This is a genomic window from Pusillimonas sp. DMV24BSW_D (assembly GCF_011388195.1).
GTDB lineage: Bacteria > Pseudomonadota > Gammaproteobacteria > Burkholderiales > Burkholderiaceae_B > Neopusillimonas > Neopusillimonas aestuarii.
On the sequence record NZ_CP049990.1, the window covers coordinates 1894449 to 1912377 of the forward strand.

General features: G+C 52.4%; 17 protein-coding genes and 1 tRNA gene. 13 read left to right on the forward strand and 5 right to left on the reverse strand.

Annotation, left to right across the window (positions count from 1 at the left end):
* Positions 1-29: 29 nt before the first annotated feature.
* The 8 genes from parC to G9Q38_RS09270 all read left to right on the forward strand — a co-directional run bounded on the left by parC (position 30) and on the right by G9Q38_RS09270 (position 8184).
* Positions 30-2336, forward strand: coding sequence for a DNA topoisomerase IV subunit A (gene parC, locus G9Q38_RS09235; protein WP_166132363.1), 2307 nt, complete (start codon positions 30-32; stop codon positions 2334-2336).
* Positions 2337-2363: 27 nt separating this feature from the next.
* A complete protein-coding gene (locus tag G9Q38_RS09240) occupies positions 2364-3401 on the forward strand; it encodes a CDP-6-deoxy-delta-3,4-glucoseen reductase (RefSeq protein WP_166130219.1) in 1038 nt (345 codons plus the stop codon).
* A gap of 67 nt (positions 3402-3468) precedes the next feature.
* Positions 3469-4722: a D-amino acid dehydrogenase gene (locus G9Q38_RS09245; RefSeq protein WP_166130221.1), complete on the forward strand. Its 1254-nt coding sequence runs from the start codon at positions 3469-3471 to the stop codon at positions 4720-4722.
* Between the two features lie 8 nt (positions 4723-4730).
* Positions 4731-6056 carry an extracellular solute-binding protein gene (locus G9Q38_RS09250; RefSeq protein ID WP_166130224.1) on the forward strand — a complete coding sequence of 442 codons (1326 nt, stop codon included), beginning with the start codon at positions 4731-4733 and terminating at the stop codon, positions 6054-6056.
* Positions 6057-6120: 64 nt separating this feature from the next.
* On the forward strand, positions 6121-6429 hold the full coding sequence (locus tag G9Q38_RS09255) for a PepSY domain-containing protein (protein ID WP_147407159.1): 309 nt from the start codon (positions 6121-6123) through the stop codon (positions 6427-6429).
* Positions 6429-7043: a trimeric intracellular cation channel family protein gene (locus G9Q38_RS09260; RefSeq protein ID WP_119517093.1), complete on the forward strand. Its 615-nt coding sequence runs from the start codon at positions 6429-6431 to the stop codon at positions 7041-7043. Before G9Q38_RS09255 ends, G9Q38_RS09260 begins: the two co-directional genes overlap by 1 nt.
* Positions 7044-7136: 93 nt before the next feature.
* Complete coding sequence (locus G9Q38_RS09265; RefSeq protein WP_114420537.1) at positions 7137-7337, forward strand: YjfB family protein; 201 nt, start codon at positions 7137-7139, stop codon at positions 7335-7337.
* A 142-nt stretch (positions 7338-7479) separates the two neighbouring features.
* Positions 7480-8184, forward strand: coding sequence for an ion channel (locus G9Q38_RS09270; RefSeq protein ID WP_205962279.1), 705 nt, complete (start codon positions 7480-7482; stop codon positions 8182-8184).
* Between the two features lie 25 nt (positions 8185-8209).
* On the opposite strand, the gene G9Q38_RS09275 is transcribed toward G9Q38_RS09270, so the two are convergent.
* Together G9Q38_RS09275 and G9Q38_RS09280 are read right to left on the reverse strand one after the other, a co-directional pair.
* Positions 8210-8286, reverse strand: a tRNA-Met gene (locus G9Q38_RS09275).
* Between the two features lie 291 nt (positions 8287-8577).
* The gene (locus G9Q38_RS09280) at positions 8578-10227 is read right to left on the reverse strand and encodes an FMN-binding glutamate synthase family protein (protein WP_166130227.1); all 1650 of its coding nucleotides are present in this window, start codon (positions 10225-10227) and stop codon (positions 8578-8580) included.
* A gap of 144 nt (positions 10228-10371) precedes the next feature.
* Between G9Q38_RS09280 and G9Q38_RS09285 the strand changes: the two genes are divergently transcribed.
* The 3 genes from G9Q38_RS09285 to G9Q38_RS09295 all read left to right on the forward strand — a co-directional run bounded on the left by G9Q38_RS09285 (position 10372) and on the right by G9Q38_RS09295 (position 13555).
* Positions 10372-10569, forward strand: coding sequence for a hypothetical protein (locus G9Q38_RS09285; protein ID WP_166130230.1), 198 nt, complete (start codon positions 10372-10374; stop codon positions 10567-10569).
* A gap of 120 nt (positions 10570-10689) precedes the next feature.
* Entirely contained in the window at positions 10690-13134 is a 2445-nt protein-coding gene (locus G9Q38_RS09290) for a mechanosensitive ion channel family protein (protein ID WP_119516874.1), read from the forward strand.
* On the forward strand, positions 13112-13555 hold the full coding sequence (locus G9Q38_RS09295) for a GNAT family N-acetyltransferase (protein WP_119516873.1): 444 nt from the start codon (positions 13112-13114) through the stop codon (positions 13553-13555). Before G9Q38_RS09290 ends, G9Q38_RS09295 begins: the two co-directional genes overlap by 23 nt.
* A gap of 26 nt (positions 13556-13581) precedes the next feature.
* Here G9Q38_RS09295 and modC read toward each other — a convergent pair whose 3' ends face one another.
* The 3 genes from modC to modA are packed head-to-tail and all read right to left on the reverse strand — an operon-like array spanning position 13582 to position 16147.
* Positions 13582-14664, reverse strand: a complete 1083-nt coding sequence (modC, locus tag G9Q38_RS09300; protein ID WP_166130233.1) for a molybdenum ABC transporter ATP-binding protein — start codon at positions 14662-14664, stop codon at positions 13582-13584.
* Complete coding sequence (modB, locus tag G9Q38_RS09305; protein WP_166130237.1) at positions 14661-15344, reverse strand: molybdate ABC transporter permease subunit; 684 nt, start codon at positions 15342-15344, stop codon at positions 14661-14663. The genes modC and modB overlap by 4 nt, the downstream gene beginning before the upstream one ends.
* A 32-nt stretch (positions 15345-15376) precedes the next feature.
* Positions 15377-16147: a molybdate ABC transporter substrate-binding protein gene (gene modA, locus G9Q38_RS09310; protein ID WP_166130240.1), complete on the reverse strand. Its 771-nt coding sequence runs from the start codon at positions 16145-16147 to the stop codon at positions 15377-15379.
* Positions 16148-16224: 77 nt separating this feature from the next.
* On the opposite strand from modA, the gene G9Q38_RS09315 reads away from it, so the two are divergent.
* Positions 16225-16971: a TOBE domain-containing protein gene (locus G9Q38_RS09315; RefSeq protein ID WP_166130243.1), complete on the forward strand. Its 747-nt coding sequence runs from the start codon at positions 16225-16227 to the stop codon at positions 16969-16971.
* A 134-nt stretch (positions 16972-17105) separates the two neighbouring features.
* Positions 17106-17927, forward strand: coding sequence for an HpcH/HpaI aldolase/citrate lyase family protein (locus G9Q38_RS09320; RefSeq protein WP_166130245.1), 822 nt, complete (start codon positions 17106-17108; stop codon positions 17925-17927).
* The last annotated feature ends 2 nt before the right edge of the window (positions 17928-17929 follow it).

Below are 17929 nucleotides of genomic sequence, written 5' to 3' on the forward strand. Positions count from 1 at the left end.
CTCCCTTTGTACGACAGCCTTAGCAGGAAATTATGGACAGCACACAAGTAGGTTTATTTGATAGTGATGAAGGCGGCGAACAGCTCACGCTGGGTCTTTACGCCGAACAGGCGTACCTTGATTATGCGGTTTCAGTGGTGCGGGGGCGGGCGCTGCCCGATGTGGCCGATGGCCAGAAGCCCGTGCAGCGTCGTATTTTGTATGCCATGCACGCCATGGGCCTGGGGCCGGGCGCCAAACCTGTGAAATCGGCCCGCGTGGTGGGTGACGTTCTGGGTAAGTATCATCCCCATGGCGATCAGGCGGCTTACGATGCCATGGTACGGATGGCGCAGAACTTTTCACTGCGCTATCCCTTGGTCGACGGGCACGGAAACTTTGGCTCGCGCGACGGTGATAACGCTGCTGCCATGCGCTATACGGAAGCCCGCTTAACACCATTTTCCCGTATTTTGCTCGACGAACTGGGCGAAGGGACGGTTGAGTTTATTGCCAATTACGATGGCAGTCAGAAGGAGCCGCAGTTATTGCCAGCGCGCTTGCCCGTTATGTTGCTGAATGGCGCTTCGGGGATTGCAGTTGGGATGGCCACCGAGGTGCCTTCGCATAATTTGCGTGAAGTGGCGCAGGCTTGCGTGGCCTTGCTGCGTAACCCCAAATTACCTGATGATGAATTGTTTGAAATGATTCCAGGCCCTGATTTTGCAGGGGGTGGGCAAATTATTTCGCCGCCGGAGGACATCGCCGCCGTGTATCGCAGCGGTCGAGGGTCTATTAAAGCGCGAGCGCGCTGGCAATTTGAAGAGTTGGCGCGGGGCCAGTGGCAATTGGTCGTCACTGAATTGCCGCCCGGTACGTCGTCGCAAAAGATCCTGGAAGAGATTGAGGATCGTACGAATCCCAAGGTGAAAACAGGTAAAAAGTCGCTGACGGCCGATCAGCAGCAAACGAAGGCGTTAATGCTTAGCTTGTTGGACGCGGTGCGCGACGAGTCGGGCAAGCAGGCCGCGGTGCGTTTGGTTTTTGAGCCCAAGAGCAGCCGTATTGATCGTGACGAATTTGTGAACACCTTATTGGCACAAACAAGCCTTGAGGGCAATGTGTCGATTAACCTGGTATGTATCGGTACCGATGGCCGTCCCGGTCAGCGTGCGTTGCGCGACATCTTGACTGAGTGGCTGGGTTTTCGTAGCGAAACGGTTACCCGGCGCACTCAATATCGTCTCGACAAGGTAACTGATCGTATCCATGTGCTGGAAGGGCGCATGGTGGTTTATTTGAATGTTGATGAGGTGATTCAGACTATTCGCGAGTCGGATGAGCCGCGTCCTGCACTCATGGAGCGGTTCGACCTTTCCGAACGCCAAGCCGAAGACATTCTGGAAATGCGCTTGCGCCAGTTGGCCAAGTTGGAAGGTTTCAAAATTGAAAAAGAACTGGCTGCTCAGAAAGAAGAGCAAAGTCGCCTGGAGGCGCTGCTTGCAAGCCCGTCGGCCTTGAAGCGCCAAATTATCAAAGAGATTGAAGCCGATACCAAACAGTATGGCGATGATCGGCGTACCCTCATTGAAGTGGCTGAAAAAGCGGTGCTGGAAACGAAAGTGGTCGACGAGCCGGTTACGGTGATTGTGTCTCAAAAAGGGTGGCTACGCGCGCGCCAGGGGCATGGCCACGATGCTGCGCAGTTCAACTTCAAAATGGGTGACAGCCTGTACGACGCTATCGAGTGTCGAACCACCGATAATTTGGTGGCATTATCGTCGACCGGGCGGGTATATACCGTGCCGGTTGCCAGTTTGCCGTCGGCCCGTGGCGATGGCCAGCCGGTAACGTCGCTTATTGACCTGGAGCAGGGCGCCCAAGTGGTGCATATGGTGGCCGGCGATGCCGAGCAAGCCTGGTTCCTGGGCACACAGTCGGGTTATGGTTTCATGTCAAAACTGAAAGACATGACGACGCGTCAGAAAGCGGGCAAGCAATTTGTTACGCTGGAAAAAGGCGATGCCATGCTTAAGCCCATTGGTTTGCAGGAATCCGACAAAGCCTTGGCGATGTTAACGCGTAAAGGACGCTTTTTGATTGTCGATTTATCTGAATTCAAGACGCTTTCAGGGGGCGGTCGTGGCACGATCCTGATGGGGCTCGATTCGGGTGACCGTCTTGAGCAGTGGAGTGCCGTTGGCCCGGCCGGCGTGTGTTTGAGCGGTGTTTACCGTAATAAGCAAACGGATGTTGTACTGGATGAGGCGGAAATGGAAGTGTACACAGGCAAGCGGGCGCGTAAAGGCCGCTCATTGGCCGTGAAGGTTAAACAGCCCCAGCTGCGGCGTGCCTAATTTATTAAATTGCAGGTAATCACAACAATGAGTTTTACGGTAACGGTTCAACCTACAGGTCATACATTCCCGGTCGCGCCCGGCGAAACGGTGCTGGATGCTGCTTTGGCAGCCGATATTATTCTCCCTTACAGTTGTCGCACAGGCGCGTGCTCAACGTGCAAAGGCAAGGTTGTGTCGGGTCGGTTTGAGGCCGGTTCCGCGCCCGCCCAGATTTTATCGCCCGAAGAGTTGAAAGAGGGCTATACCTTGTTTTGTCAGGCCAAGCCTGATTCGGATATGGTGATTGAGGCGCAGGAAATCCGCATGGCAGGCGATATCCAGATTCGCAAAATGCCGTCACGTGTGATGGGTTTGGAGCGTGTTCGCGATGACGTTATGGTGGTGAAGTTGCAATTGCCGCCGGCCGAACCTTTTCGCTATTACGCCGGTCAGTATCTGGAGTTCATTTTGAAATCCGGCGAGCGGCGCAGTTATTCCATGGCCAACCCGCCCTCTGACGATAATATGGTGGAGTTGCACATTCGGCATATGCCGGGTGGTGTTTTTACCGACCACGTTTTTGGGGTCGGTGAAACGGCCATGAAAGTGCGGGAAATCTTGCGTGTGGAAGGTCCGTTGGGTTCGTTCTTCTTGCGTGAAGACAGCGATAAACCGGTTGTGTTGCTTGCCAGCGGAACCGGTTTTGCCCCTATTAAGGCGCTGGTAGAGCGCATGCAACAAACGGGTCATGTTCGCCCGGTCGTATTGTATTGGGGCGGGCGCCGCCCGGGTGATCTGTACATGAACGATTTGGCACAGCAATGGGCTGAAACGTTACCTGATTTTAATTATGTCCCGGTTGTTTCCGATGCTTTGCCGGAAGATAACTGGGCAGGGCGCAGCGGGTTTGTGCATCAGGCAGTACTCGAAGACATTCCCGACTTGTCCGGCCACCAGGTATATGCCTGCGGTGCCCCGGCTATGGTGGAAGCGGCGCGTAAAGACTTTACCCGGCAGGCGGGTTTGCCTGACAATGAGTTCTATGCGGACGCATTCACCTCGCAGGCGGACACGCACAAATAACGCTTTAATGTGGTGCCCGCTGCGGGAAACAGGGTCCGCCGTTTGAATTGACTAAAGGTGAGCGTTCATGAAAGTCGTGGTATTGGGTAGTGGAATAATCGGCGTTGCTTCCGCCTGGTGGCTGAAGCAGGCCGGTCATGACGTGGTTGTGATCGACCGCCAGCCCGGCCCGGCGCAGGAAACCAGCCGTGCCAACGGATGCCAGATTTCGGTTTCTTATGCTGAACCTTGGGCGAACCCCCAAACGCCCATGAAGTTATTGAAATGGTTGCTCAAAGACAGCGCGCCCATGGTATTCAGGCCGCAGGCCGACTGGCGCCAATGGGCATGGGGGCTGCAGTTTTTGCTTGAATGCCGCGCGGCGCGGGTGCCCAAGAATATTCGCTCTATGGTGGCGTTGGCCGAATATAGCTTGCAAACGCTGAAAAGCATGCGCGAAGAGCTGGGTATTGAGTACAACCACCTGAGTCGCGGTATTTTGAATTTTTACCGTAATAACGAACAGTTCGACGCTTCCCAGCAGGCAGCAGGGTATATGCGTGACTACGGTCTCGATCGGCGCATTGTGAGCAAAGAAGAAGTATTGCAAATTGAACCGGCCCTATCACCGGTGGCCGACTCAATTGTCGGGGGCGATTACACCGAGCTGGATGAAAGCGGCGATGTGTATTTATTTACCAGCGCGTTGGCGAAGAAAGCTGAAGAGGCCGGTGTGGAGTTTCGTTTCTCAACCCAAATCAATCGGCTTACGGCTGATGGCGGCAAGGTGACCGGGGTTGAGGTGGTAGACCCCGATGGGACTTTTCACACGATCACGGGCGATGCTTATGTCGCGGCTTTAGGCAGTTTTACACCGCACTTGGTTAGCCCGCTAGGGGTGTCTTGCCCGGTGTATCCGGCCAAGGGTTATTCGGCAACTTTCAAAGTGGTGAATCCTGATGCAGCCCCGGTCGTCAGCCTGACCGACAGTGAGCATAAGGTTGTTTTCAGTCGGCTGGGTGACAGCTTGCGTATGGCGGGTACAGCCGAACTGGCTGGGTATAGTCGTTCCTTGAATACAAACCGTTGCAGAAACCTTGTTGTGTTGGCGCACGAGCTATTTCCAAGTGCCCTTGATTTTGATAATGTTGCTTTTTGGTCGGGTTTGCGTCCCTCCACACCCTCGAATGTGCCTTTAATCGGTCGTACCCGTGTGTCCAACCTGTATTTGAACACCGGGCATGGCACGTTGGGCTGGACGATGGGCGTGGGGTCGGGGCGTGTACTGGCCGACCTTGTTTCGGGCCAAACGCCCGAGCCCGATTTCCCTTTTCTAGGTTGATTCACGGTATGAGATTACATGCGTTTGAACGTACGCCCAGGTTGTTGCGTACGCGGCTGGCTGCAATGCTGGTGTCGGTTCTGGGGTTTGGTGCGGCGCAAGCGGCAACGGATGTTCAGGTCTGGGTTTCGCTTATCCCCCATAATCAGGCGGTTTTCGACGATCTGGTCGATGACTTCAATAGCGAACAAAGCGAGGTTCGTGTTGAGATCAAAACGTTTAATACATCGCGTGAAATCGAGCCGGCTTTGCTGGAACGGGTGAGAGATAAACAGAAAACACCGCATCTAGTGCAAATTGACGACAATCGCGATCCGGAAGCCTTGGCCGCCCAGAAATACATTGCGCCTTTGCATACTTTACTGGCGAAGTATCCCATTAAACATGCCCAGTGGTTTGTGGCACCGCAGAATTTGAGCATGCGTGACGCACGTGGCCGGTTGCTGGCGTTTCCCTACATGATCGATGTGCCGGTTATGTTCTATAACATCCGCGCTTTCGAGAAAGCAGGCATGTCTCCGGCGGTTCCACAGCGCTCGTGGTATGGCTTGCAGGAACAGCTGGTCGACTTGGCAAATAAAGCCACGCGTAATTGTCCTGCCATTACCGACCAATCCGTTTCCGTGAACCTGGAAAATCTGGCCGCAGTCAATAATCAGTTTTTCACTTCGGCCGACAACGGTACCAAAGCCCAATCGGCGGCATTCACATTCGACACTACGTTCGTGCGACATTTGTCATTAATGATCGCCTGGGTTCGTTCCGAGCTGCTTGTTGACCCGGAACCCAACGTGTTTGCTCCAGACCTTTTTGCTGCAGATGAATGTTCCGTATTGTGGTCTGAGTCGAGCAATATCGGTCGTTTCATTGAGTTGGATACATTGAAATTCGGCTTAACAGGTCTGCCGTATTATCCGCAGGTTACCAAAGCGCCGGGTAGTCCATTCCTGGATGGCACAGGCCTTTGGGCAACGTCTGGACATACCGATGAAGAGCACAAGGCAACGGTTAAGTTCCTGGCCTGGTTGGCAGAACCCGACAACGCTGCCCGCTGGTATCAGGAAACGGGTTTTCTGCCATTAACCAAGCAAGCATTCGAGCAAACGGGTGAAGGTTATTACAAAGATCACGGTATTGAGCCTTGGCGTGAATTGGTTGCCGTGTACGCCAAGCCGCCCTCTGAGACAGGGCGTGGGTTCAAAATAAAGAATTACCCGCAAATTCGCGAAATGTTCCATAAAAAGCTGGATGAAGCGCTTGGCGGGCAGTATCCTGCAGTGACGGCGCTTACCACGGCCAAATCGGAGGCCTCGCGCATTATGCAAGGCAAATAAACAGTGTCAGCGAAGGCCGCCGTTAGGGCGGCCTTTTACTTTTCAATACCAAGGAGACCTGTTCGTGAAAACAATAACAATGAAGCTGGTGGTTGGTACGATATTCACTTTGGCCAGTAGTTTGGGTCACGCCGATGACGTACGTGTAGATGAAGCTTATCGTTTGGCCAGCGACGGTATCATCAAACCTTTCGAGGGTTTGAATCAAACAGCGCTGGAAGCGCGGCGCGGGCGCATCATGGATACCGAGCTGGAAAACAATCGCGGCAATTACGTTTATAAAGTCACGATTCTTGATTCGAAAGGCCAAGAGTGGGAGGTGAAAGTTGACGCGGTTACCGGTAAGCTCATAGAAGAAGAAAAAGACAGTTAATGTTGTTGGTCATTTACTTGATTGCAATAACGGCCGAAGCCATGTCGGGTGCGCTGGCGGCCGGGCGTCGCAATATGGATGTGTTTGGGGTGTCGGTTATTGCTTTTGTCACGGCCCTGGGCGGCGGCACTTTACGTGATGTGGTGCTGGGCCATTATCCCGTACATTGGACACAACATCCTGAATACGTTTATATCGTTGTATCGGCCGGCTTAATTACCACGTTAATTGCCCGGTATCTGCATCATATAAAGCGGTTGTTTCTGCTATTGGATGCCATGGGGCTGATTGCGTTTTCGCTAATTGGTTGCAATGTGGCGCTGGAGCATAATTACCCAATTGTGGTGGTGATTATTGCCGGCATGATGACGGGCATTAGCGGTGGGGTAATACGCGATGTATTGTGCAACCAGGTGCCTGTGGTGTTTCGCAAAGAACTGTATGCCAGTGTCTCGTTGGCGGTTTGCGTGCTGTTCTTAAGTTTGCGCGCTTTCGATGTCGCTTTTGAGTTGAATGCGCTGGTGTGTTTTGCTTTCGGTTTGGTACTGCGGTTGCTGGCCATTCGGTTTCAGTGGCATTTGCCTATTTTTTCGTACCATCAACGCTGGGATTAGGTTTTGGGTAGGTTGATACTAAAGATTATGGGTAGCCTGGCCGTTACCTCATAAGGGTGCCATTTCTGGCCACCCGTATCAAGGGAGTTTTTTATGGAACTTTCGTCAGTTGAGTCTGCTGTAAGCGCGTATATGGGGTTGAAAAACGCTAGCGCCCAGCAGGATCAGCAAATTGCGTTGTTGCGCAAAACGCTGGATAACCAGAAACAAATGGTTGAACAGATTATGTCGCCGCTTGAACCTAAGTTGGCGAATAGTGGTTCGGTTGGAACGCGTTTGCACGTAACAGCGTAAGTTGCTGTACAAGAAGTAGGGAAGGCCGAAAACCGCTTTTGGGGTTTTCGGCCTTTTTTGCGTTTAATATCTGATTTGTCTTGAATCGGTATGTAGCAACGAACTTGGTTTTTAATCATTCTTAACAACGCCCACTTATTGCATGACAACGCACGCTGGCACTCCTTGGAAACACAAAACAATTCAATTGCTGAATATTTTTGGTGTGTTGGCCTCGGTTTTATTGATTGTAAGCATCTCCGTAGAGGCGTTTAGCAATGCCGCATTCGTAGGCGATTCCATTTATGATCAAATCCAGTTTGGTGTGTGTATCTACTTTTTGCTGGACTTCCTGTTGCAATTCATTATTGCGCACAACCGTTTGCGTTTCTTTGGCAGGAATTTCGTACTGATTGTTTTGTCGATACCCTATGCCTTTCTGTTGAACTACTTTTCGGTCGACCTTTCCAGTGAAGCGTTCTACGTCATTCATTTTCTGCCCATTATCCGGGGCGGTTTTGCGCTGGCCATATTAGTGAAAATGGCGGTGAACAGTTTCATTTCCGGTTTGTTGATTATCTATTTGGCCATTTTCATTGCCATAGCTTACTTTCAAACCCTCATTTTCTTCGCATTCGAATCGGGCGTGAACCCATTGGTGAAATCTTATCCAGACGTACTGTGGTGGGCCTCCATGACGGTCACCACCGTGGGGTCGAACATTATTCCGGTGACGGCTGTGGGGAAAATTTGCACTGCTGTGTTGGCCGTGGTGGGAATGACGACTTTCCCTATTTTTACCGCATATATTACGGCGCTGGTGCATGGGATCAACGAGCGTCAGAAAGCAAAAACGCCACCCGGTTAAAGGTGGCGTAAGTGCTTGATATTCTTGGTGGCGCATCCCTGATTCGAACAGGGGACCTGCGGATTATGATTCCGTCGCTCTAACCAGCTGAGCTAATGCGCCGCTCGGAAGACCGCTACTATACCATAAGTTTTTTCGTTGGTACGTGAGTCGCAGCAAAAAATTTTATTGGCGCGAATTGGGCGCTTTACCTGACGCAGACACTTTGACAGCCACTCAATGAAAAGGCCCCACCTTCTGGTGAGGCCTTACTGCCCTTGCGGCAGTTGACACACGGCTTTACGGGCCGGTGTGGTGGCACCGCTTCGGAGAGCGGTGGAACTGCCCCTATGGGGCAGTAAGTTCAATTTAACGCTGCCGCTGCCTGTCTTCAACCTAGTGTTTCTACTAGGTTTATGCTGCTCGTGCATCAATTTCCGACATGGCTTCGCTTAGGCTATATAAGGGTTCAAATGATTCTGCCTGTGCCATGGGCCAGCCAACACGAAAGATCGTTTGGCGGAATTTTCCTTCAAGGATTTCACCTTCATGCATATCGGGGAAAATGGCCGACAGCATACGAACCTCCAGATTCGAAATACGCCGCGCAATATGGTGTGGACGCAGGTCGCCAGGGTGGGTCAGGCCGGCCGCACCCAGCAGCTCCCCAAGCGCGCTCAGTGTGTTGTCGTGAAAATGGGCTACCCGTTCCGATTTGTCTCCCACCACGATAGCAGCCTGCCGTTTCGGGTCTTGGGTTGTGACGCCGGTTGGGCACTGGCCTGTATGGCAAACCTGGGCTTGTATACAGCCTACTGCGAACATAAAGCCGCGCGCACTGTTACACCAATCGGCACCCAATGCCATAATACGGGCCATGTCGAAGGCGCTGATAATCTTGCCTGATGCCCCCAGTTTGATTTTCCTGCGCAGGCCAACCCCAACCAGGGTGTTATGTACCAGCCGCAGCCCTTCACGCAGCGGGGTACCTACGTGGTCAACAAATTCAATAGGCGCAGCTCCGGTGCCGCCTTCTGCGCCGTCGACCACAATAAAGTCAGGTGTAATCCCTGTTTTCAACATGGCTTTGGCAATCGCAAACCATTCCCAGGGGTGACCAATACACATTTTGAAGCCAACGGGTTTGCCGCCGGAAAGTTCGCGCAGGCGGGCGATGAATTCCATCATTTCAATGGGCGTTGAAAAGGCGCTGTGATGGGCGGGAGAAATACAGTCTTCGCCAACGGGGATACCTCTTGCACGCGCGATTTCCGGTGTGACCTTTGCCGCCGGCAGCATGCCGCCATGGCCTGGTTTGGCTCCTTGCGACAGTTTGAGCTCAATCATTTTTACACTGGGCTGCGTGGCGCGCTTCGTAAACTCCTCTTCCGAGAAATTACCCTGGGCATCGCGGCAGCCGAAATAGCCGGAACCAATATTCCAGATAAGATCACCGCCGTGTTCCAGGTGGTAAAGGCTAATGCCGCCTTCGCCGGTGTCATGTGCGAACCCTCCAAGTTGAGCACCTTTATTCAATGCCCGTACGGCATTGGCCGAGAGCGCCCCGAAACTCATTGCTGAGATGTTTAATACCGACATGGCGTAGGGCTGAGTGCAGTTTTCGCCGCCCACTTGTATTCTGAAATCCGTATCGGCAAGGTGTGTGGGCACCATGGAATGGTTGATCCATTCGTAATCGTTGCCGTAAACGTCGTTTTGGGTGCCAAATGGTCGTTTGTCCATATCGTGCTTGGCGCGTTGGTACACCAACGAGCGTTCGGCCCGGGAAAACGGTAGTTCGTCTTTATCGCTTTCTATAAAATACTGGCGGATTTCGGGGCGAATGAATTCGAATAAATAGCGCAGATTGCCGATGACGGGGTAATTCCGACGAATTGCATGGCGTGTTTGATTCAGGTCGTAAATGCCCAGAACTGTGAGCCCGATGAATGCAAGCGCAACCGGCCACCAGGCAAAATGTACTACCAGCGCAAGCCAGGAAAAGAACAGGGCCAGCACAATAACAATATAAAACGCGGTATGGCGGGTAAGCAATTTGTTCATGCGGTACTCCGAAGCAGGCAGTATGAATCGCGACAGGTATTAACCATAGCAGAAAGTGTTGTCATCTTCATGTGTAATAGCGTAGGCTAACAAACTGTTTTGCGTGCACTCGGGGCGCTTGACTTATCTATTCAGGAGACCGATGTGAACCGTTTCCAGCTTCTTAATTTACGTATGTATCATCAGCGCCGTCGCACGGCGCACTGGTTGCTGGATGCAACCGACGATGTCTTTGACCAGGGCACGTCTGAAGGGGGGCGAAGGGTGTTGCGTTATCAGGGTGACCACCATGCTGATTTGTTGAAAGCCGATGAGGACGATGACGCACCAGATAGTGATTAGCTATCAGGTTAATTATTTCGCGTGTGGCAATTGGCGGTGCTTAAATTTTGTGTTGCTGTCGTCACCACGATTGCGATTAAAGTATAGTTGTTGCCGATGTGATAACTATAACGGCAATCAATGACAGCATTTTGCAACCGCCATTTTTGGCAGTGTCTTTTCTTTTTCTCCCTGTTTTTCTTGTGGTCTGCTCAGGCCGTTGCGGCGAGTTGGTCGGGCGAGTGGGATAGTACCTGGCGGCATCGAGCAGCTCGTATTACGTTGGAACAAACAGGAGATCAGGTCAGCGGGGAATATCCGCTGTTCGGTGGCACCATAAAAGGAAGTGCGCTAGGTCAAGAGCTGCGCGGTACCTGGAGTGAGGGCGGCCGTGAGGGCACCTTTGTGGCCATTATGGCCGGCGATGGTCGAACCTTTACTGCCCGATTTGGAACCGGAGAATGGCTTACCGCCGTACGGGTATCTGACGATAACCAGTTTATGGGTTACTCCATAGACCAGTCGTCGCCCGCAATGACGCTCTATCATTTTCTTGCGGTAATGAATGCTGTCGGACCAGGTCGTATGGAGTTGCAAAGTGAGGCTTCGCATTTTATTGATTTTTCAACGCTTCCTGGGCAAACGATAAGCGAGCTGGATTACACCAGTTTGTTGTTTAACGTTGTAAATAGCATGACTTTCAGAGTGTGGGAGATTCAGTCCGATGACAATGCAGACACGTTTACGGCCACTCTTAATCAAGCCGGGACATCGGTCTCGCTGGACTTGAAGTTTTTACGCAGAAATGGCGACTGGTTCATTCAGGCTTTGCCAATTGAATTGTTGGAAGATGTATTAACGCGTGCCCAGGCTGCACATGCAAGCTTACTCGGCGAGCGCAGTGGTGATTTGCTTTCGCCCCGCGATACTCTCAAAACTTTGGTACGTTCCTTCAGCTATGGCGGTGTTGATGGTGCAGAGCGTGCTATGGAAACCCTGAATATGGCTGATTTATCGGCCCTGGCACGTGAGTATGAAGGGCCGCGTTTAGCCCGGTATGTTTACAGGTCTTTGCGTCGGTTGGGAGCCATTACCTGGCAGGAGGTGCCCGACAATCCAATACGTTCCGAGCCGTATATTTTTTTCGAACATCCGTTAGGCCGCATTGCTATTGGCCCAGTTTTAACGAAAGAGGGCGTCATATGGCAGTTTACGCCTGATACGCTTCGCACGATCCGTAGTTTGTATGCGGCGCTGGATAATCTGCCCGCCAACAATATTATTGAGCTTCAAGCGCAGCCTGAAAGCCTTTATTTCAGAACGCGTGATGCAATCCGTGAAATGAGTCCTACCTTTGTGCGGCCTGTTGGTGTCATGGAGTTGTGGCAGTGGCTGGGGTTGCTGCTTACGTTAGTGGTTGCTTACGCAGTTGGCAAATTGGTGAATTTGTTTTTTTACGGCGTTCTGAAGCGAAGTGGTGGCGATGCGCATGGCCCGGTCGTTCGCGGGTTTTTTTTGTGGTCGTTCCGGGTGTTCAGCCTGGGGGTGGCATTGCGTCTGGCTGATCGTGTGCTCAGCTTTCCTGATCTGGTTCAAGTTGCGTTGGTAACGATTAGCTGGTCATGTATTGTATTGTCGCTCATGGTCTTGACATTGCTGACTATCAAGCTAGTTGCCGCCAGAATTCGTAATGTTGAAACGCTGAAAGGAAACAATATTACGTTGGTGTCCTTTATTGCTGGGATTCTGCGTATTATTGTCATTGTGTTTGCTATTTTGATGCTGGCCGATGTGTTGCAAGTGCCTTATCAAAGTGTTTTGGCGGGTTTGGGGATCGGTGGTTTGGCCGTTGCGCTGGCTGCGCAGTCAACCTTGCAGAACTTTATATCCGGCATTACCTTGTATTTCGATAAGCCGATTGCGGTGGGCGATTATTGCCGGTTCGGAGACAAGACCGGCACAGTAGAGTTTATTGGGATGCGCTCGACTCGAATTAGGACACTTGATCGCACTTTGCTTACGGTTCCGAACAGCGAGTTTTCAAATATGCAGATTGAAAACTATGCAAAGCGCGACAGCATGTTTTTGAACCCGATCATTAGTTTGCGTTATGAAACCACGCCGGATCAATTGCGCTATGTTTTGGCCGAATTGCGCAAGATGCTGTTAAGTCATCCCAAGGTTGCAGCTGACCCTTTACGGGTTCGGTTTGGTGGGTTCGGCTCCCATTCTCTTGATATTTCTGTCTTTGCTTATGTGATGTCGGTTGATTATTCCGAATACCTGGGGATTCGTGAAGATATCTATTTGCGCATGATGCAGATTGTGAGTGAAGCGGGCACCAAGCTCGCGGTGCCCTCAATGGTGCACTACAACGCTACTGACAGCCTGCCGGACGCCGATCGAGTGCAGGCCAGTGAGGCGCAGGTGCATCAATGGAGAGAAGAGGGCAAGTTGCCATTTCCCGATTTCGCCTGGCAAGATAAGGCCGAGATGCGCGAAACGCTGGATTACCCTCCACGGGGTTCAGCGGTAAAAGAAGAATTGTCTGATGGGCCCGTACATGAAAGAAAATCTGGTGCCTGAGTCCATTCGTGTTGTGGTTGGTGTATGGCAGCAGTGCCGGCACGATGCCATGCCGGTTCGGCACGACGTATTTATTGTTGAACAACACGTGCCGCCAGAATTAGAGCTTGATGAGTTCGATGCGGTTTCAACTCATGTTGTTGCTTATTTGGAGGACGGTCAGCCAGTGGGTACCGGGCGCTTATTGCCCGACGGCCATATTGGCCGGGTAGCGGTGTTAAAGCCTTGGCGGGGGCGAGGTATTGGCCGCATGATCATGCAGGCACTCATGCAACAGGCCCGGCGGCAGGGTTTGCCGGGGGTTGAGCTTTCAGCTCAGTACCACGCCCGTTCCTTTTATGAAGACATGGGTTTTCAGGCGGAAGGCGACATTTATATGGAAGCGGGCATTGAACACGTTGCCATGCGGCTGGCATTCTGAGCGTGAGTGGGTGTATATAAAGCCTGTCAAGTACCCACACCGCCGGCCTTTACGTGAGCCCATACTTTGCTGCCCGGTATCAGCGCAAGGTCGTTAGCGGCCTTGCTGGTAATGCGCGCCAGCAAGGCCTGTCCGGCGCAGTTCAGGCGCACCAGTTTTTGGGCCGGGTGAGTGTCGTTAATAATATGTTCAATGGTGGCCTGCAGGTGGTTCTGAATACTGGTATGGGCCGCGCGACTGGTCGATAAGCTGACATCGCGCGCCATGATGCGCAGGCGAATGGTTTGCCCAATGCTAAAGCCATCGTCGCGCACCCATATTACGCCACCATGAACCGCAACCTTAGCCAAATGCCATTGGGCTTCTTTTTCTTCCACCACACCACTTAAAACTGCACTGGCTTCATCGCCCGTTAATGCCGGGTATTGGGTTGATGTCAGGATGTCCTCTACTGAACCCGTTGCAATAGCCTGGCCTTTATCCATTACAACCACGTGGTCGGCCAAGCGGCTCAGCTCATCGGCTGAGTGCGTGACATACAGCATGGGAATCGCCAGTTGATCGCGCAGGCGCTCCAGCCACGGCAAAATTTCGTGGCGGCGCGCTAAATCGAGCGATGCCATGGGTTCGTCGAGGAGCAGGAGTTGTGGGTGGGCGGCCAGCGCGCGGGCAATGGCCACACGTTGGCGCTCCCCGCCCGAGAGCGCCTGAGGGCGGCGTTGCAGAAAATGCCCGATGCCCAGTAGCTCGATTGCTTCATCCAAAGGGCGCCGGTCATGCTTTTTACCCGAACGGCGCAAGCCATATTCAAGGTTGTCTTGTACGTTCAGGTGTTCGAACAGGCTGGCTTCCTGGAAAACGTAGCCTATAGGGCGTTTCCACGTAGGCCGAAACAGCTTGCGGCCGCTGTCTTGCCATATGTCGCTACCGATTTGTACCACGCCATTACCGCGTTCCAGGCCGGCAACACAGCGTAGGATACTGGTTTTACCCGAGCCCGAAACACCAAATAAAACTGTAATGCCGGTTGCCGGCAAAGTTAGGTCGACGTTGAGCACAAAGTCGGCACGAGGCAGCTTCAGGCAAATGTGGTTGCTTATTGGGTTCATCGAAGCACGCCCGATCCTTTGCGTTTGAAAAGCGACAGGCACATGAGCACCGCAAATGAAAAGATCACCATGCCGGCTGCCAGCCAGTGCGCCTGGCTGTATTCCATTGCTTCAACGTGGCTGTATATTTGGGTGGACACCACGCTTGTTTGGCCGGGAATATTACCGCCTATCATCAGGACAACGCCGAATTCTCCCACCGTATGTGCAAAGGTCAAAATGGCGGCGGTGATAAGACCCGGGCGTGCAAGAGGCAGGGCCACGGTTATAAAAGCGTTCACGGGGCTGGCGCGTAGCGTAGCTGCAGCTTCCAGCGGGCGTGGGCCAATGGATTCGAACGCATGCTGAATGGGTTGAACCGCAAACGGCAGCGAAAAAATCAGTGAACCAATAAGCAGCCCGGTAAATGTAAAAGACAGTACGCCCCAACCCAGATACTGGGTGATTTGGCCCAGAGGGCCTGCCGGCCCCATTGCCACCAGTAAATAAAAACCCAGCACCGTGGGAGGCAACACCAGCGGCAAAGTTACCAATGCGCTAATGGGAGCTCGCCAGCGCGAATGCGTTTGTGATAACCACCAGGCCAGGGGGGTGCTTAGAATCAACAACACAACGGTTGTTAGCCCTGCCAGTTTCATGGTGAGGTAAATAGCGGACCAGGTTTGCGGATCGAGTGGCATGGTTGAAAAAGCTGTGTTCAAAGCGGTGTTGGTTAGCGTTCCGGCAAACCGTACCCAAAAGACTCAATAATTGCGAGCGCGGTGGGGCTTTTAAGAAACGCGATAAACGCGGTGGCGGCGGCGTTATTATGGCCATGCTTAAGAAGTTGAGCATCTTGTGCCAATGGCGTGTAAATGTTTTCGGGAACAATCCAGGCTGAGCCCGATTGAATCTTGCCCCGGCTGAATACTTGCGATAACGCCACAAACCCCAAAGGTACATTGCCGCTGGCAATGAACTGATAGGTCTGGCCGATACTTTGCCCGAACACCCATTTTCCGCTCAAGGTGTCGACCAGATCCAGTTTCTTGATGACCTGTTCGGTGGCCAGGCCATACGGTGCAACTTTTGGATTGGCCATGGCAATACGCTCGAATCGGTCAGTTTCTAGTACGGATGCTTCATCTTCTGCCAAGCCGCCATCCGGGCTCCATAACACCAGTTTTCCTATTGCGTAGGTAAAACGTGTCTCGGGCACCGACAACCCGGCTTCCTCTGCTTTTCCGGGTGTTTCTGTGTCAGCTGCCAGAAAAACATCGAACGGGGCGCCGTTCTGAATTTGCGAGAACAGCTTGCCGGTTGACCCCACAGAGATGGTTAACTGGTGTCCGCTTTCGCTCTCAAAGGTTTGAGCAATTTCTTTCACGGGTGCAGCAAAATTGGCCGCCACCGCGATGTTGGCTGTTGCTGCGTGTGCAATACCATTCACAAACAGGCTCGCCAACACTAAAGAAGCGCGTATTATTTTCAGTGGGACACCCATTTTTATTTCCGGTTTCGCTATTCAGTAATGGAATAGCGAGTATGCTACCGGTAACGTTTTTGTTTGGCAAGTTACGTATGAAGAGTTCATCAACATTCAGGCTGGATGCCGCGTTAGGGCATGACATCACCGATAAGCGCATTGACGTTTTGCGCCGTATCGACGCCGTGGGTTCCATTTCAGAGGCAGCTCGGGACGCCGGCATCAGTTACAAGGCAGCCTGGCAGGCCATTGAAACGCTGGGTAACCTGGCTGGCACGCCGCTGGTGGAAAAGGCAGTGGGTGGCAGTGGCGGGGGTGGGGCGCAACTGACAGCAGCCGGGCGCAAGGTGTTGGAGGCTTTTGACTATTTCGCGAGGGTGCGGCAGGTTGCAATGCAGCAGGCTTCGGATACAGGCCACCATGTAACGTTTGGTCTTAGAACCAGCATGCGTAATCAATGGCTGTGCACAGTGCGTGAACTCGTGCCGGGTGAGCAGGGCCAAAGCGTTACGCTGGCGCTGTCTGACGGTACTTTAATGCGGTCCGTGGTTACGCATGAAAGTGCGCAGTTACTTGGTCTGGCGCCGGGTTTAAAGGTGTTGGCACTGTGTAAAGCAACCGCAGTGCCAGTTCAAACGGCCTATCCTGCTGATGAAACGCAGAATGCACTGAGCGGACAGGTCGAGGCAGTAGCTGCTACGACCAGGAAAGCGGAAGTTTCAATGCGTTTGGGCTGCGGGGCGATTTTGGTCGGGTTTCAGAATGGGGGGCCGGCATTGCAGGTTGGGCAAACTGCTTGGGCCAGGGTTGACCCGGCAGCAGTTGTTGTGGCCTTGCCTTGAAAGTGTTTTGCGGGCGTTGAACCGTAGAGGGTCAAATAAAACGAGCCGTACCAAAAAAACGTTGCGTTTCGTTACGCTCCACAATAATAATACGCCAGCATAGACACACCTATTCTCGGGTGAAGGAGAAAACTATGTTCTTGGCGCGCTGTTTACTATTTACCCCGGCCAATCGCCCCGAGCGGTTTGAAAAAGCAAAGGAATTACACGCCGACGGGCTGATTATTGACCTGGAAGATGCAATTTCTTTAGATGAAAAAGACAGCGCCAGAGAGCAGGCGATTGCATATTTACAAGGGCGCACCCCTTCCGGGCGTTTTATCGAGTGTTTGCGTATTAACTCGATTCGTACCCGCGCCGGCCTGAAAGATTTATCGGCATTATGTGATGCGAACGTACGCCCCGATATGCTTGTGTTGCCAAAATCAGAAAGCGCGCATGAAATTGAAATTATCAATGAAATATTGTCCCCCAGTACCGTACCCGTACTTCCGTTAATTGAAACCGCTAAAGGATTAGCGCAAGCCCATCAAATTGCACAGGCCGACAACGTAGTCGGCCTTATTTTTGGCGGCGCCGATTTTGCCGCGGATATTGGCGCCACAATGGATTGGGAGCCTTTATATTCTGCGCGGGCGCAAATCGTACAAGCTGCGGCGTACGGTGGTGTTGCAGCCATTGATGTCCCTTATCTGCACCTGCAGGATCCGGACGACAGCAACCTTATCGCTGAAACACAAAAAATAAAAGCAATGGGTTTTACCTGCAAATTATCGATTCACCCCAAACATATCGTGCCGATTATGAACACGTTTTCCCCCTCGAAAGAGGAAACTGAAAAAGCAAAGGCGATTGTTGCTGCATATGAAGGTGCGCACGGGAATGCGTGTGAGTTAAACGGCAAGATGATTGATGTGCCCGTCTATCGCTCTGCCAAACGTATCTTGTCCTTATAAAA

Bases quoted from the DNA above. Each gene is read 5' to 3' on its own strand.
- G9Q38_RS09240 (WP_166130219.1), top strand. From the start codon at position 2,364: ATGAGTTTTACGGTAACGGTTCAACCTACAGGTCATACATTCCCGGTC.
- G9Q38_RS09245 (WP_166130221.1), top strand. From the start codon at position 3,469: ATGAAAGTCGTGGTATTGGGTAGTGGAATAATCGGCGTTGCTTCCGCC.
- G9Q38_RS09250 (WP_166130224.1), top strand. From the start codon at position 4,731: ATGAGATTACATGCGTTTGAACGTACGCCCAGGTTGTTGCGTACGCGG.
- G9Q38_RS09260 (WP_119517093.1), top strand. From the start codon at position 6,429: ATGTTGTTGGTCATTTACTTGATTGCAATAACGGCCGAAGCCATGTCG.
- G9Q38_RS09265 (WP_114420537.1), top strand. From the start codon at position 7,137: ATGGAACTTTCGTCAGTTGAGTCTGCTGTAAGCGCGTATATGGGGTTG.
- G9Q38_RS09270 (WP_205962279.1), top strand. From the start codon at position 7,480: ATGACAACGCACGCTGGCACTCCTTGGAAACACAAAACAATTCAATTG.
- G9Q38_RS09280 (WP_166130227.1), bottom strand. From the start codon at position 10,227: ATGAACAAATTGCTTACCCGCCATACCGCGTTTTATATTGTTATTGTG.
- G9Q38_RS09290 (WP_119516874.1), top strand. From the start codon at position 10,690: ATGACAGCATTTTGCAACCGCCATTTTTGGCAGTGTCTTTTCTTTTTC.
- G9Q38_RS09295 (WP_119516873.1), top strand. From the start codon at position 13,112: ATGAAAGAAAATCTGGTGCCTGAGTCCATTCGTGTTGTGGTTGGTGTA.
- modC (WP_166130233.1), bottom strand. From the start codon at position 14,664: ATGAACCCAATAAGCAACCACATTTGCCTGAAGCTGCCTCGTGCCGAC.
- modB (WP_166130237.1), bottom strand. From the start codon at position 15,344: ATGCCACTCGATCCGCAAACCTGGTCCGCTATTTACCTCACCATGAAA.
- modA (WP_166130240.1), bottom strand. From the start codon at position 16,147: ATGGGTGTCCCACTGAAAATAATACGCGCTTCTTTAGTGTTGGCGAGC.
- G9Q38_RS09315 (WP_166130243.1), top strand. From the start codon at position 16,225: ATGAAGAGTTCATCAACATTCAGGCTGGATGCCGCGTTAGGGCATGAC.
- G9Q38_RS09320 (WP_166130245.1), top strand. From the start codon at position 17,106: ATGTTCTTGGCGCGCTGTTTACTATTTACCCCGGCCAATCGCCCCGAG.